Genomic DNA, 14,422 nt, shown 5'->3' on the forward strand with positions numbered 1-14,422 from the left:
AGAACTTAAAATTGATCACTATGATGATAAAAACACTAACATTGAATATGTTCTTCCTGCTATTGACCATGAGCGTTTTCTCGCAAAACCATGCAGGAATAAAATCGCTCCTAAACAAGGATTCAGAATTTATTTTCCCACAGACAGTGCAAAAGATCGAAGCAGCTTTAAATGCGAAAACGGTCTACTATGAAGATGCCAATGAAGAAAAATATGCCAAATGGTTGACCAATTCCGGTCTGGAACTCTATACCAGTCTTGGAAAAGGTAATACCATCAATGAAATCTTTTTTGATATCCCAGAAGATCAAGCACTTGTTGTCGAGGGCTTGCCTTTTAATCTTGTGATGAACAAAACCACGCTTAAGGAAAGTGCAGCTAAATTCAGTAAATATGCAGCCAAAACGCAAAAAATGGAGGAAGGAAGTACCTTTCCAGGTGGTTCAAAACTTACCTTTAAAAAGGGAAAACATTATGCTACTTTAATTTTTGACAACAAAAATCTACTGAGATTTTTAGGCCTCACCACTGAACTTATTGGACCTGGCGTAAATTAAATAAGTAACTGGGAGGCTTTGATTCTTATCAAAGTCTATACCGGAGAGAGATGGCCCGCCAGATATGATTTGCAAGATCCTGATCCAATTCATGCTGTTGAAAAGACCATCTCTCTTTGTTCTTAACCAAAGTTTGCAATAGACCATCTAACAGAATATCCAATTCTGTTTCTTCTTTTGTCGGACACTTTTTCAACAATTGAATCTGAAAATCTCTTTCCTGATATGTAATGCGGAAAATCTGTCCTTTATATGCTGTATTTAACTGTCCAATCGTATCTTCCATGGCATCTAACTCAAATTTAGTCTAATCTCTCAAACCGTATGGTCAGCCTATCTATAGCTCTTAACCACATTGGAGCATCCATACACCTCTCCTAAATATCCAAAATAGGCTTACGAATAAGTGTTCACATGCTAAATAAGTATGTAAATATAAAAATAAAAAACAGTATTATACTAATTATTTTAGCATAAAATAATCTAATTTTTTAATCCCGATTATTCGATATCTTCGCTTCTATATATCCATTACGGTGTCCAATCCGCGCTTCAAGCCCTCAAAGGTCGACAACTTACTTACAGCCATCAAAATCCCTTTTATGTACGGTTCTGCGCCATTGCCTGCATCGTGACGAAGGATTAACGTTTCGTCCTTTTCACCAAATATCGCCTCGACACCAAGAATATGTCCCGGTAAACGCACAGAATGCACCTGTATACCATTTATGCTTGCCCCACGCGCATCCTTTCGTCCGACAGTATCGTCAATTGCTACCGCTAATTCCGGTGTCTGAATTTTGGAAAGGCGATATGCAAGTTCAGCTACGGTGCCACTTGGGGCATCAGGCTTATCCCCGGAAGCATAATCAATAATTTCAAAATGTGGGATAAACTTAGCCGCAATTTCCGCAAACTTCTGTAGAAGCACTGCCGTGATTGCAAAATTACCGGCAGCTAAAATTGCCGTATGATGCTCATCTGCCACCGCTGCGATTTCTTTAAAATCAGCATCTGTTAGCCCCGAAGTTCCCAACACAACCCGCTTCCCTCTTTTTAACGCTGCAATAACATTGCTCTTGGCAATTTCTGGTTTGGTAAAATCAATCATCACATCAAAATCCACTAAATCAAGCGCATCTGTTATATTATCAAATAATGGAATCGGCCCGTTTCCCAGATTTAAAATTGGTGCTAAATCAGCACCACCTTTGGAGCGGGACAGACCACCCACCAATTGTAAGTCCTTTTCCTGCGTTATCCTTTTGCTTAGCTCAGTTCCCACCCATCCTGTTGCACCCGCTATAAATACCTTTATCATAATTCCTTTTTTTGATCGTCCAACGCTCAGATGTTACTTCTTTATGGCCACTATAGCATAGACCATTGGAATTTTGTCCTCAAGTAGTTCAATCCGATATTTATTCTTTTCAAATTCAATCGTCCCGTTAAAACAATTATAGGGGGAATAATCAAATTCATCAAGTTGCGCGATTTGCAGTCCATTTTTTATCAGACTATTGACCACTTCACTTATACCGTGATTCCACATGACATACTCCTCTGTTATAGCCGCATTTCTATCCGCATAAGTTCCGTTTGCAGTTTCTATAATAGCTCCTGAATTAAAATATCGATAACCTATTTTTTCAAAATTATCATCAAACATCCAAACAACAGGATGGAACTCAACAAAGACAAATTTCCCATTGGGCTTCAAAAATCTGGAAATAACCTTTGCCCATTTATCTAAATCAGGCAACCAGCCGATTGTACCATAACTCGTAAAAACATAGTCAAATTGCTGATCCAAATGATTCGGCAGATCGTATAGATCACAACAGATAAAACGAACATCGGCATTTGTCTGTTCAGCAATTTTTCGTGCACTTTCAATAGCCTTATCGGACAAGTCGACCCCAGTTACTTCAGCACCGAGCCGGCTCAGTGAAATTGTGTCTTGACCAAAATGACATTGCAAATGTAATATTGTTTTCCCCTGAATATCATCGAGCAGATCTAGCTCAATCTCATTCAAAGAACTTCTCCCCTGAAGAAAACCCGGGAGATCATAAAATTCCGACTTGAGATGTGAATCCGTTCTACTATTCCAGGACGCTCTGTTTATATCCAAATAATGCTGTTCTTTATTCATAGCTTAAATCTACCTTTTTTATCCGTATTATTTATATCATTAACCCATGCTTAAAGAAGAATTAATGTTCTTAACAGCTGTAATACTTCATTGTTTTAAGAAGGTCAGATTAATATTAGAATGCAGATAACGTCCTAACCTATTATTTTCTGTTAATTTGAGTCTGTTGTCCGCAAGCACAAATGTCAGTCCTGTAAAATCGTAATAACTCCAATAAGCTCTTGTAAAAAAGTGGAATGAACGAAAAGGAATATGATCAAAGTCAAAATAATAACTGTGCGCTGTATTCATGCTGTCTATGATTAAAAGCTTATTGCTTTTAGGTTTTTCAATAATTAAATATTGGTACAATGGAATCTGGTCGTTTTCCGTTTTTATCCAACCAAAGTCTCCATCTGTTACACAGGCTTTCACCGCCAATTTTTCAACTCTTCCTTTCGCTAATTCAAATGCCCGATAATATTGTGGTTCAGCAATATTGTCAACATATATTTTCACGCTATTGCTATCAAGTTCCTCATTGGTTTGATATAAGGGGAGAAATTCCGTACTCGTAGACCAATCTGTTTTAACATCGATCTGCGATGGCATCTGAGAGAAAAAAGTCAGGGTATCATTTTTAATTACAAAGGACCCTCTAGATTGATTCTCATAGCCCACATCCTCCCCCGCTTTCAGGGGAAGGTTTGTTTCCTTATAAAAATAACTATGATCCCTGAAGTTCAGCACCAATTCATTGGTAGAATCGCTTTTATATGTTATGATTTCAGCATCATGATCAGCCAGATGAGATGTGTCGCCGCCTGTTTTCTGGCCATTATTCCCACAAGATTGCGATGCAAATAGTACAAGCAGCAGTATTTTATAATTTTCCAGTGCTAACATGACGTTCAAATTTTAAAATATAACATGATTCATTTATGATCCTTTTGCCTCAAAAACCCATGAAAATCAACTATTTCGCCTTTTCAATTTTTATATCAGATGGCCCATCTCCATAGTATGTAGGTTTCTGTTCGACCATCTTTGGATTGCCATTTTCGTCTTTTTCCAATTTTTTAATACCCGTTCTTGGTGGACGTTTGGTATCCAGATCCATCTCGAAAGAAATGGTAATTTTATCATTTATCCCAAGACTGTTTCCTTCATTATCAAAAACCTGCAAATCATCCGCTGTAAACTTATCAGGAATATACATTCCGTTTTTATTGTCCTTGTAGCCCAAATCTATACTACCGATATAATCTCCTTTTCCCTTTGGTTCAGAAAACAACGAAACAGCAATTTCCATATCGCTTCGGACTGTTACGTCACTGTTAAGGTAAGGGTACCCTGTCAAGCTAAAGCGCTTGCCGGCATTATCCTTGTTTTGATCTAGTTTTTCAAACTGATCCGCATTAATTGGAGTTGACGGTTGATCCTTTCCACCACCACAACTTGATATCGCAAAAGTTGCAGCCGTTAGCAGAGTCATCACTGTCATTTTCATTGTTTTCATATTATTATCATTAAAAGTAATACCTTAATTAAACCATTCTGTTGTTGTAGCAGTATCCTGAGATAACAAACCCAACAATCAAATATAGAATAAGCAGGCACCACTTTTAGACCGGTCTAATATTCGCCTGAACCCAATGAATATCCGTCTATCAATTACAAGGTTCCGGAGCTAGAATCGCACAGGAATTGATCTAATTTAAGCGTTTTCACCCCTTACAATTTGTTCATTACTACTTTTATCCGTTTTTATGAAATCCTTATTTTATCAATACTGCAAATAATAATACAGTTGCGTACCTAATGAATAAGCTAATCCTAGCAATATCATGACTGGTAAAACATATAATAAGGAATAATATTTGGCAATAAAATCAAAAGATCCCTTACTGCTCCTTACCCCCTCTTTTTCAAAATAGTTTTCCAGATCTTGCTTTGCCGAAACTGGAAGATAGTGAATATACTGCTGGCCTGTTTTTAAGGTTATTCGCAAGACAAAGTACAACCTTAACGAATCAAATATGCGAAAGAATTCAATATCTTGAATAGCGATGTTTTTCCCGTTCAAAATGATTTGGTTATCCTCAAAAATTATAGCATCTGCGCTCGATTTTATTTTCGACACAAATAATGAATACGGGAAACCTATGACTAAGACTGCATTCCATAAGGGATGAATATTGCGAATTAATAGTGTGCTAGCGAACATGAGCGCGAAAGAAATCAAAGCGGCATATAAGCTATACAAAAGTATTCGATCAAAGTTAAAGGCTTCAGCTTGGAGTGGCTGCTTCATATACAATTATCTTTTCTGGATTAACAGCAGGCTATTTTTCAAATTGACCCTTATCAAAAGCCGAACAGGTCTTATTTTATCTGACTGCTGGGATAAAGCTAGCGCTCTACCGCCACAATAATATATTTATTTACAATTCGCTATCGTCCTTTTACAATATGTCTGTTTTCATGATTTTAAGGGTTCAGTATCAGCCTACAATCTGCTCTCTCAAATTTTCAACCAAATGGTTGTTTTCAATACCCCATTTATCAATGATTGCTATAACTGGCAATAAGCTAATCCCCAAGTCAGTCAGGCTATACTCGACTTTCAGCGGAAATCCTTGATAAATTTTCTTCACGATAATACCAGCTTGTTCCAATTCATAAAGCTGCATATTGATTACTCTTGGGCTTGCATCATGAATAGCACGATGCAATTCACTGGGACGTTTTATACCTTTGTTGATACCATCCAATATACAGGCTTTCCATTTTCCACCAAGTATTTTCATTGTGACGACTATGCCACAGTCAAGATCTTCGGGAATCTTTCTACTATACATAATTTCATAATTTTCATTAAAACTAGTGAATTTTGCAATTCCATAGGGAATAATTTTTCCCTGGGTGAATCCTTTTTCCCTTATTGCCAGCGTACCGGCTTGTCCTCATATTTGTTGTATAAAAATAAATGAGGAAACACATGGAAACATTGAAAAATCAAATCAGCATTATCGGCCTAGGTCCAATGGGTATAAAAATAGCGCAGCTCTATCTACAAAAAGGTTTTCAGGTCACTGTATTCAATCGAACCACAGCTAAAGCAGATCAACTGGTAAAAGAAGGTGCTCGATTAGCGAAAAACATTAGCGAGGCCATTGAGGCGAGTCCAACGAGTATTGTTATCGTTCATAACTATGCGGTAGCGAATAATCTTTTTTCATCAATCAAAACGGGGAATGCATTAGCCGGCAAACTCATTGTGCAATTGACTACAGGTACATCGCAGGAAGCACGTTTAAGCGAAACCTGGTTTAACGGTAAAACAGCCGGTTACCTTGATGGAGCGATACAGGTGGCGCCAGAACAGATGGCACAGCCCGATACAACAATATTGTTTTCGGGCAATAGCGGAAAATATCTGGAAATCGAAGATACATTGAAAATTCTGGGTGGAAATCTAAAATATCTAGGCGAAAATATTGGGGCTGCGGCAGCCATGGATACAGCTACACTCTCCTATATCTATGGTGCAGCAGCAGGTTTTCTACATGGTGCTTTAATTGCCGAATCTGAAAATTTTGACGTCAGGGAATATGGCAATATCATCGCAGAAATTGCTCCGGGAATGGGCGAATTTTTAAAGCATGAGGGTGCAGTGATCAGTAGTGGAGATTTTAAGCTTTCCCAAAGCCCACTTGCTATCTCTGTAGAGGCAACAGAAAGAATCCTTGCAACAGCAAAATTAAGTGGAATAAATAGTGAATTTCCCCAATTTGCAGCAAATTGGCTCAAAAGAGCAAAAGATGCGGGCTATGAACAGGAAGAATTTGCTGCTGTGATTAAGACATTGCGGACACCGCGATAAACAGAAGCCCGACCACCTAAAAGTGGCTCAACACAAAAACGTTATGATCGGATAGCTTGATGAAACCAAATCTGGAGATAAAGCTATCTGATTACAACTAAAATTTACGACCAACCGCTTAAAGAATATAATAGAATTCCTCGGCAGGTGCCGTTGGCTTCGGAGTAGGTTCGCCAATAGCCTCCAACAGATTCATCTCAATGGTCTGGCAGATCGTTGTCATCGGCGTGTCCATTGGTTTATTTTCAAAAGGATCTTGCATTAAGATGGCAGTACGTTCGATAATAATAAAAATAATGGGAATTCCGATCGTCAGCATCATTTTGACCAAGATAACATCATCATTCAGACTAAAGGGTAATAAGAGCGCAAATAGATAAATCAGAAAATGGATCAGCTTACCATAGGACACCGGAAAAACCGTATTTTTTATCCGCTCACATCGACCCATTGAATCCGAAAACCGCGTTAGAATCTCATCTGCAGCAACCTGCCGAAATTCAGTAATCAACTCCTCCTGGGCCAATAAACGCAAATGCTTTCCATGCGCATTTAAAATTCCGTAAACAGCATTGGTGTCCTTGATTTGATAATTTTCCAAATAGTCGCTTACCCGTTTTGAATACGGCTCCTTGCGCAGCGATTCGCTCAAGGCATAATTCCATATAATCTGTCTTTCAACAAACATTTTTAGATGTATATCCTGATCTTTACTGATAAAAGTCTGCAAAAGACGAATTAAGCTGCGTGAATCATTGACAATTCCGCCCCAAACGATACGGGCTTCCCACCATCTATCGTAAGATTGGGCAGTTCGAAAAGCCAACAAAAGCGATATGGCTGTACCAACGATGGCTATTAACGATAAAGGAATTTCCAATGTAAGAAAGTCTTTGTGTTTTGCCAGTAGGCCCACCAGACAGCCAAAAAATACAATTCGAACCAGATCAGTCTGAATGGTTTTTAAGAAGTATGAGACAGAGATCCTCCTATTAAGTAACATATAACAATCATTCTTTAGTTGAAATAATACATCATATAAATCCGAAAGTTGTTTTTTTGTTTTAAAAGACCAAAAACAAAATGTTAAAAACCTACAATAAAGCGAATTATTTTTTATCATCTCTATTGAGATTATTACGAATCTTATGGACAGATTTTCAGGTAAAAAACAAAAATAATGCCGTATTACACAAGATTTCCTTAAATTGTGTCCGCTTGATTTAACAGGTATATAATACGATGGATATATTGGATTTGGATAAAGAATATTGGGACAATCGCTATAAAAACAGGGAGACCGGATGGGATATCGGTTATGCCTCACCGGCATTAATCGAATATGCGGAAACGGTGATTCCCAAAGAGGCTTCTATTTTGATCCCTGGCTGTGGAAATGCATACGAAGCGAAAGCGCTACTTGACAAAGGGTTTAAAAATATCACTTTACTTGATATCGCACCAACTTTAGTCAATCAGGTTAAAAAAGAGTTTGGCGAAACTACACCGATCCGGATTATCTGCGAAGATTTTTTTGAACATGGCGAAAAATACGATTATATTCTCGAGCAGACTTTTTTCTGTGCATTAGATCCGATTTTACGTAAAAAATACAGTAACAAAATGGCCGATCTACTTCATCCACATGGTATCCTTGCAGGTTTAATGTTTAACAGAACATTTGAATCAGCAGGCCCACCTTTTGGCGGAAACAAAACGGAATATCAACGACTGTTTCAGGTAGCCTTTGATATTTTAAAAATGGAAGACTGTTTTAACAGCATACCTCAACGACAAGGTAGTGAGCTTTTCATTGCATTAAGGAAGAAATAGCTTATTTACCAGGCATCACCTGATAAGTCGGATCCTCCATAATATTAACGATAGCGATTCCCTCGGCATTTTTGAGTAAAGAGCGACAATCCTCACTGAGGTGCCAAAGCTCTATCTTCTTCTGTTGTGCGGCATAACGCTCCGTGATTTTATTTAACGCATCCACAGCAGACATGTCCACCACCCTACTTTCCTTAAAATCCAAAATGACGCGATCGGGATCCTCAGAGATATCAAATTTATCCAAAAAATTGGCGGTAGATCCGAAAAAAAGGGGACCATATATTTCATAATGCTTTATGCCATCTTGGTCGAGGTATTTTCTGGCCCGTATCCGTTTTGCATTATCCCAGGCAAAAACCAATGCAGACACGACGACTCCAACAAGTACAGCTAAGGCCAAATTGTGCAATAACACTGTTATTCCAGCAACAAGAATACCAACGAAAATATCTGATTTCGGAAATTTATTGATGATCCGGAAACTTACCCATTGAAAAGTTCCGATCGCAACCATCATCATCACTCCGACAAGAGCCGCCATTGGGATCTGCTCAATAAAGGGAGCACCGACCAGGATAATCACTAGGATTGTTATGGCACCGATAAAAGCAGATAGTCGGGTCCGTGCACCGGCATTCAGATTCACCAACGTCTGGGCCACCATGGCACATCCTCCCATTCCACCAAAAAATCCGTTAACCGTATTTGCTATCCCCTGCGCCATGGACTCACGATTTGCGTCCCCCTTGCTAGCTGTAATTTCATCGACCATATTAAGGGTTAAAAGAGACTCAACAAGTCCCACAGCAGCCATCACCAGGGAATATGGAAAGATCAATTGCAATGTCTCCCAATTCCAGGGAACATTGGGCAGATGAAAATGTGGTAGTGATCCGCTGACTGAAGCGATGTCCACGACCTTCTTGGTTTCGATACCCAGCAGGGAAACAAGACCAAAAACGACTAAAATAGCGATTAACGAAGCAGGAATTGCTTTTGTCAGCCGGGGAAAACCGATCACAATCAACATCGTTAACAACGTAAGTCCCCCCATAATATATAGTGTCGCCCCCGACATCCATGCTGTACCTGTTCCACTGCTCACTTTAAATTGGACAACTTGTGCCATGAAAATAATAATGGCCAATCCGTTCAAGAAACCATACATAACGGGCTGCGGAATCAGCCGAACAAATTTACCCCATTTAAAAAGACCGACCAAAAATTGCAATAGACCTGCCAGGACCACAGCGGCGAAAAGATAATCGATACCATGACTTGCTGCAAGCGCCATCAGAACAACAATAGTCGCACCGGCGCCACCAGATACCATCCCTGGTCTTCCTCCCAAAACAGCTGTCACAAGCCCCATTAAAAAGGCCGCATACAGCCCCGTCAGAGGAGGCAAGCCCGCTAATATTGCAAATGAAAGTGATTCCGGTATCATGGTCATGGCAACCGTCAAACCAGCAAATAGCTCGTTCTTAAAATTGATGGATCGCACATTAAAAAATTCAAAGGTATTGTTCATATCAAAATCAGTTGAACAGTTATAAAGCCCTGCAAAGGTAACAATCCGTACCGCAAATCAGCAAGCTATGCGCTGCTAAAACACAAAGAAATCACAATCCTAAAAACACTTTTAACAACTATTTGTTATTCATTACAAGTTTTATTGCAAAACAGTATATTAGCCCTTATGAAACAGCATTCAGGTACATATCGTTCTATTTTATTTTTATTTATAAATCTATTTACTACTCTTTTTGGAACCTTGGTATTTGCTAATTCCACAGCTAGCGGATCCACTTATACAAGTCAGTTTGTCGTACCATTTTCAATCTTAAATCCCTCATTGCTAACAGATAGTACGCAGCTAAAATCATCAACAGACAGCATAATTCCTATCGGCCCCTCGAAAAAAATGACGGATAGCATCACCGTATCCATGCAACAGACGAAATGGATTTCCGATCGGATCAATGCCAAATTACCCGATAGTATCGTAAATTATCAAAAGAAAAACTTTCTACGGGCTGGAATCGAATGGTTTTCTATTCAGGCCATACCTGCTTCAGTCAATTATTTCATACGGAAAGATCCTGTCTCCCATATTTCCTTCAAAAATTTCTTCAGTCATTTGAAGTTTTCCGCTTGGACCTGGGATGACAATCTCTTTGCTACAAATCAGATCGCCCACCCTTACCATGGTCAGTTCTATTTCAATTCATTTCGATCAAACAATTTTAGTTTCCTACAGTCTACGCTCGCGACAGTTGCCGGAAGTTACATCTGGGAGACAGCAGGTGAGACAGAGCCACCTTCGATCAACGATATTATCAATACCAGTTTTGGTGGAACAATTCTCGGTGAGATGACTCATCGTCTTTCACACCATGTGCTCGCCAGACCAAGTCTTACAAAAGGACAACGTAATAAAAAGGAAATTTTGGCGATGTTGATCAATCCGATGAATGGTTTAAATCGGCTGCTCGATGGCCGTTGGGGAAATACAACCAAAGGTGCCGTGATTGACAGTTCTTTGGTTCATACCGAAGTGGAGCTGGGGATCCGCAGATTTGATGCCAAGGAGCATAACGTCCTGAGCCGGGGGAAGAATGACATCTACGCGCGCATTAAACTGATTTACAACAACGATGATGTCGATAAAAAGAAACCATTTGACGACTTCTTTCTAAATCTTGAGATTGGATCAGATGACAGCTCTATGGTCAATGCAGTTAATGTTTACGCTTCTCTCTATGGGAATCGAATATTATCCAATTTAACAGGCCGACATCGTGGTATCGTTTCCGCTCATTTTGACTTTTTGCGTAATGAAGCGTTCTATTATGGATCACAAAGCATCAATTACAATATTTTTTCCAATTATAACATCAGTAAACGGACCAAGTTGACCACCATTCTGGGTGGTGGCCCAGTCGTACTGGCCGCAGTACCGGATCCCTATCTTCATTTTGGCGAAAGTCGTACCTACGATTATGGCCCCGGAGCAGACGTCCGGGCATCAGCAACACTAAGTACGCTCAATCGCTTCAAATTTGGTATAGATTACCGTGGTGGATATTTCGTCACAATCAGTGGCAACAAATCTCACCACTATCTTCATACCGCATCCACCAGTGCATCTGTGCGGATCTGGAAAAACTTTGGGGTCAACCTTTACTCCGGATATTTTAGACTTGAAGGCCATTACCAAGACCATAACAATGTCAATAAAGATTATCCTTTTATCCGTTTGGCTCTAGCCTACAACTCCGAATACTAAGACAAAGCAAACGATTAGAAAAAAGACCTAACCGTCTTCCGGTTAGGCCTTCTTTTTAATTTGTCCAATATTTTTTCATCGCCTCTTTCAAACGCGGGTCATACCCATAAATATCTGGATAAGAAACCATTTTACCGTCATCGTCAAGCCAGGTGGTATAATAAGTCAAGTATACAGGCATCTGACGTTTCAGTGTTACCCAACGCGACTTGGTGATAGAATCCGTTGTAATCTCTTTCGCAATCTTCTCGGCCTGCTTTTCATTATTGACCAGGTAACCGGCCAGGTCCACAGGCTTTTCAACGCGCACACAACCATGGCTCACAGCGCGGTTAGTCTGTCCAAACATTTGTTTGGCAGGTGTATCATGGAGATAGATCGAATAAGCATTTTCAAACAAAAATTTCACATTACCCAACGAATTGTCTGAACCCGGATTTTGTTTAAAACGGAATTTCTCCACCGAATCGGATTGCCAATTTACGGTACTGGGATCCACCTGCTTTCCTTTATAATATGCCACCATATTACGTGAAGCTAGATAGTTGGGGTTGTTCCGTACACTTGCCAATAATTCTTTTTTCACAATACTACTTGGGATATTCCATACAGGATTGACCTGCATGGCATCCAAGATGCCCTGCATGACCGGAGTTTCATGGTTTTCACCTTTACGGGTATATGCCGGGTTATCCGTTTCGCCAACACACACATTCATCAATTGGCTGGTTTTTCCATCTTCCATGATGTGTAGTCGCTGTTCAGGAATATTGACAATAACATATTTCTCGGGGAAAGACTCCCCCATCCAACGTAATTTTTCCAGCACCATCAATACTTTCGTTCTTTGCGCATTATCCAGGTTACCCTTTTCCAACAAATCCTGAAATTGAATGTAATACTGGTTTTTAGGTTGAATTCCAGCCAGTAATGGCCCAATCTCCACACTATCCAGTAGATGTACAACGCCAGCATAGTTCATACGTTTTTGAGGAACAAAATACCTTCCGTACAAACGTTTTGGATTAATTACACCATATTTTATACTGCTTACATAAGCCACTAAGCCATCTGTCCCTAAAAGATCCAATTTGGCCAAAAGCGGATAAGATTCCGCTACATCCTTAGGCTTCAGTTTACGAAGAGAAAATAAAGTTTCCTTGATCTCTGTTGTATGAAAGTAACTGCTACGAATTCCATGTTCTTCGCTTCGTTCAAAATAATTCAATAGGGTATCAATACTGCCATCGAATAGATGGCCAGCGATTAAAGTCATCCCCTCGGTAGAGTCAGACAACTCCTTCATCCAACTCGGATTATGCAGTTTGGACTTCTGTTTACCATACACCTCATGGAATACCTTCAGATAGGCCGTTGTATCAAATTCTTTATAGGATTTTTGCTCAAAACCCTTTGCGAGCACATCGCCATAAGTCGGAGGATTCTCTTTACAGGAAAAAAATACAATTGAAACGAAGGAAATAAAAACTAAAATACGTAACATACAACAAATAATGAAAAAGAAATGGCTTCGCAATAATGAAGCCATTTTCTGATCACAAAGATAAATAATTCTAATTGGCAAACGAATTTTACCTGTCATTGAATCACTACAGAATGAATTACTGCTGTTTTTCCAGAAAATCTTCGAGGAGTTCGACCATCTCGGAGTTCCCCAGAAAAGCTGCTGTTCGTTGGTGTAATGTCTTTGGTTCAATATCTAAAATACGTTGATATCCATTGGTCGCTTTACCTCCGGCTTGTTCAATAATAAAAGCGATCGGATTACACTCATACATCAATCGTAATTTTCCATTCGGATGGGCAGAGGTGGTTGGATAAAGAAATATCCCTCCTTTCAATAGATTACGATGAATGTCGGCAACCATAGAACCAATATAACGTGACGCATAGGGGCGCTGGGTAGAAGCATCTTCCATTTGGCAGTATTTGATATATTGCTTAACGCCGTTCGGAAATTTAGAATAGTTTCCCTCATTGATCGAATAAATATGGCCAGCTTCAGGAATCTTCATATCGGGATGTGATAGGCAGAATTCACCAATCGAAGGATCCAATGTAAACCCATTCACACCCTTTCCAGTGGTATAGACTAACATCGTTGAACTTCCGTAAATTACATATCCAGCTGCAACCTGCTTAGTTCCATGTTGCAGAATATCATTGCTATTGCACGATACTCCGGTATCCGAAAGCCGACGGTAAATCGAAAAAATGGTACCCACAGAAACATTCACATCAATATTACTCGAACCATCCAGTGGATCTATACAAACAATATATTTTGCATTTTTGGAAACTCCCGACTGCATGTAAACTGGATTTTCATGTTCCTCAGAAGCAACCACACAGCATTCGCCCCCACTTTGCAGCGCTTTAATAAATTGCTCATCGGCGTACACATCCAGCTTTTTCTGCCCTTCCCCCTGAATATTGGTTTGACCTGCATCCCCCAGGATATCAACCAATCCAGCCTTATTGACTTCTCTGTTAACAATTTTTGCTGCAATTCCGATATCACGCAAGAGTCTGGACAGCTCGCCTTTCGCGTATGGAAAATCGGCTTGTTTTTCAATAATAAATTGACCTAGTGTTGTTATACCACTCATAATAGTGTTTTATTGGATATTTGTTGCACAAAGCTAAAAAAGTAAAACATATTTTAGCAAAGTCAACCCCCTGTTCAGCTAAACTTTAGC

General features: G+C 39.5%; 15 protein-coding genes. 4 read left to right on the plus strand and 11 right to left on the minus strand.

What is annotated here, in order from left to right; all coding sequences use genetic code 11:
• Window positions 1–20 precede the first annotated feature (20 nt).
• Window positions 21–557, plus strand: coding sequence for a hypothetical protein (locus ABFX33_RS18610; RefSeq protein ID WP_257091554.1), 537 nt, complete (start codon window positions 21–23; stop codon window positions 555–557).
• Between the two features lie 28 nt (window positions 558–585).
• On the opposite strand, the gene ABFX33_RS18615 is transcribed toward ABFX33_RS18610, so the two are convergent.
• The 7 genes from ABFX33_RS18615 to ABFX33_RS18645 form a co-directional block, all read right to left on the minus strand.
• A complete protein-coding gene (locus ABFX33_RS18615) occupies window positions 586–843 on the minus strand; it encodes a hypothetical protein (RefSeq protein WP_120257007.1) in 258 nt (85 codons plus the stop codon).
• 234 nt (window positions 844–1,077) lie between these two features.
• Window positions 1,078–1,878: a 4-hydroxy-tetrahydrodipicolinate reductase gene (dapB, locus tag ABFX33_RS18620; RefSeq protein ID WP_257091556.1), complete on the minus strand. Its 801-nt coding sequence runs from the start codon at window positions 1,876–1,878 to the stop codon at window positions 1,078–1,080.
• A gap of 33 nt (window positions 1,879–1,911) precedes the next feature.
• The gene (locus ABFX33_RS18625) at window positions 1,912–2,712 is read right to left on the minus strand and encodes a class I SAM-dependent methyltransferase (RefSeq protein ID WP_120257005.1); all 801 of its coding nucleotides are present in this window, start codon (window positions 2,710–2,712) and stop codon (window positions 1,912–1,914) included.
• Between the two features lie 87 nt (window positions 2,713–2,799).
• A complete protein-coding gene (locus tag ABFX33_RS18630) occupies window positions 2,800–3,597 on the minus strand; it encodes a hypothetical protein (RefSeq protein WP_346087408.1) in 798 nt (265 codons plus the stop codon).
• Between the two features lie 70 nt (window positions 3,598–3,667).
• Entirely contained in the window at window positions 3,668–4,210 is a 543-nt protein-coding gene (locus ABFX33_RS18635; RefSeq protein WP_257091559.1) for a hypothetical protein, read from the minus strand.
• Window positions 4,211–4,477: 267 nt separating this feature from the next.
• Window positions 4,478–5,005, minus strand: a complete 528-nt coding sequence (locus tag ABFX33_RS18640; RefSeq protein ID WP_346087410.1) for a hypothetical protein — start codon at window positions 5,003–5,005, stop codon at window positions 4,478–4,480.
• 190 nt (window positions 5,006–5,195) lie between these two features.
• The gene (locus tag ABFX33_RS18645) at window positions 5,196–5,552 is read right to left on the minus strand and encodes a winged helix-turn-helix transcriptional regulator (RefSeq protein ID WP_257091561.1); all 357 of its coding nucleotides are present in this window, start codon (window positions 5,550–5,552) and stop codon (window positions 5,196–5,198) included.
• Window positions 5,553–5,692: 140 nt separating this feature from the next.
• Here ABFX33_RS18645 and ABFX33_RS18650 point away from each other — a divergent pair, with 140 nt between their 5' ends.
• Window positions 5,693–6,577 carry an NAD(P)-dependent oxidoreductase gene (locus ABFX33_RS18650; protein WP_346087412.1) on the plus strand — a complete coding sequence of 295 codons (885 nt, stop codon included), beginning with the start codon at window positions 5,693–5,695 and terminating at the stop codon, window positions 6,575–6,577.
• 118 nt (window positions 6,578–6,695) lie between these two features.
• On the opposite strand, the gene ABFX33_RS18655 is transcribed toward ABFX33_RS18650, so the two are convergent.
• Complete coding sequence (locus ABFX33_RS18655) at window positions 6,696–7,580, minus strand: bestrophin family protein (RefSeq protein WP_346087414.1); 885 nt, start codon at window positions 7,578–7,580, stop codon at window positions 6,696–6,698.
• A 239-nt stretch (window positions 7,581–7,819) separates the two neighbouring features.
• On the opposite strand from ABFX33_RS18655, the gene ABFX33_RS18660 reads away from it, so the two are divergent.
• On the plus strand, window positions 7,820–8,410 hold the full coding sequence (locus ABFX33_RS18660; RefSeq protein WP_346087416.1) for a methyltransferase domain-containing protein: 591 nt from the start codon (window positions 7,820–7,822) through the stop codon (window positions 8,408–8,410).
• 1 nt (window position 8,411) lies between these two features.
• On the opposite strand, the gene ABFX33_RS18665 is transcribed toward ABFX33_RS18660, so the two are convergent.
• Window positions 8,412–9,944 (minus strand): SulP family inorganic anion transporter, encoded by a 1,533-nt coding sequence (locus ABFX33_RS18665; RefSeq protein ID WP_346087417.1) that lies wholly within the window; start codon window positions 9,942–9,944, stop codon window positions 8,412–8,414.
• A gap of 168 nt (window positions 9,945–10,112) precedes the next feature.
• Here ABFX33_RS18665 and ABFX33_RS18670 point away from each other — a divergent pair, with 168 nt between their 5' ends.
• Window positions 10,113–11,702 carry a DUF3943 domain-containing protein gene (locus ABFX33_RS18670; protein WP_346087418.1) on the plus strand — a complete coding sequence of 530 codons (1,590 nt, stop codon included), beginning with the start codon at window positions 10,113–10,115 and terminating at the stop codon, window positions 11,700–11,702.
• Between the two features lie 55 nt (window positions 11,703–11,757).
• Here ABFX33_RS18670 and ABFX33_RS18675 read toward each other — a convergent pair whose 3' ends face one another.
• Window positions 11,758–13,206 (minus strand): L,D-transpeptidase family protein, encoded by a 1,449-nt coding sequence (locus ABFX33_RS18675; protein ID WP_346087420.1) that lies wholly within the window; start codon window positions 13,204–13,206, stop codon window positions 11,758–11,760.
• 118 nt (window positions 13,207–13,324) lie between these two features.
• On the minus strand, window positions 13,325–14,332 hold the full coding sequence (fbp, locus tag ABFX33_RS18680) for a class 1 fructose-bisphosphatase (RefSeq protein ID WP_346087421.1): 1,008 nt from the start codon (window positions 14,330–14,332) through the stop codon (window positions 13,325–13,327).
• Window positions 14,333–14,422 lie beyond the last annotated feature (90 nt).

It is taken from the genome of Sphingobacterium ginsenosidimutans (genome assembly GCF_039536865.1).
GTDB classification, from domain to species: domain Bacteria; phylum Bacteroidota; class Bacteroidia; order Sphingobacteriales; family Sphingobacteriaceae; genus Sphingobacterium; species Sphingobacterium detergens.

Excerpts from the sequence above, each read along its gene's own strand:
- ABFX33_RS18625 (WP_120257005.1), bottom strand. The coding sequence starts at position 2,712 with ATGAATAAAGAACAGCATTATTTGGATATAAACAGAGCGTCCTGGAAT.
- fbp (WP_346087421.1), bottom strand. The coding sequence starts at position 14,332 with ATGAGTGGTATAACAACACTAGGTCAATTTATTATTGAAAAACAAGCC.
- ABFX33_RS18640 (WP_346087410.1), bottom strand. The coding sequence starts at position 5,005 with ATGAAGCAGCCACTCCAAGCTGAAGCCTTTAACTTTGATCGAATACTT.
- ABFX33_RS18615 (WP_120257007.1), bottom strand. The coding sequence starts at position 843 with ATGGAAGATACGATTGGACAGTTAAATACAGCATATAAAGGACAGATT.
- ABFX33_RS18670 (WP_346087418.1), top strand. The coding sequence starts at position 10,113 with ATGAAACAGCATTCAGGTACATATCGTTCTATTTTATTTTTATTTATA.
- ABFX33_RS18655 (WP_346087414.1), bottom strand. The coding sequence starts at position 7,580 with ATGTTACTTAATAGGAGGATCTCTGTCTCATACTTCTTAAAAACCATT.
- ABFX33_RS18630 (WP_346087408.1), bottom strand. The coding sequence starts at position 3,597 with ATGTTAGCACTGGAAAATTATAAAATACTGCTGCTTGTACTATTTGCA.
- ABFX33_RS18665 (WP_346087417.1), bottom strand. The coding sequence starts at position 9,944 with ATGAACAATACCTTTGAATTTTTTAATGTGCGATCCATCAATTTTAAG.
- ABFX33_RS18635 (WP_257091559.1), bottom strand. The coding sequence starts at position 4,210 with ATGAAAACAATGAAAATGACAGTGATGACTCTGCTAACGGCTGCAACT.
- ABFX33_RS18645 (WP_257091561.1), bottom strand. The coding sequence starts at position 5,552 with ATGTATAGTAGAAAGATTCCCGAAGATCTTGACTGTGGCATAGTCGTC.
- ABFX33_RS18650 (WP_346087412.1), top strand. The coding sequence starts at position 5,693 with ATGGAAACATTGAAAAATCAAATCAGCATTATCGGCCTAGGTCCAATG.
- ABFX33_RS18675 (WP_346087420.1), bottom strand. The coding sequence starts at position 13,206 with ATGTTACGTATTTTAGTTTTTATTTCCTTCGTTTCAATTGTATTTTTT.
- ABFX33_RS18610 (WP_257091554.1), top strand. The coding sequence starts at position 21 with ATGATGATAAAAACACTAACATTGAATATGTTCTTCCTGCTATTGACC.
- dapB (WP_257091556.1), bottom strand. The coding sequence starts at position 1,878 with ATGATAAAGGTATTTATAGCGGGTGCAACAGGATGGGTGGGAACTGAG.
- ABFX33_RS18660 (WP_346087416.1), top strand. The coding sequence starts at position 7,820 with ATGGATATATTGGATTTGGATAAAGAATATTGGGACAATCGCTATAAA.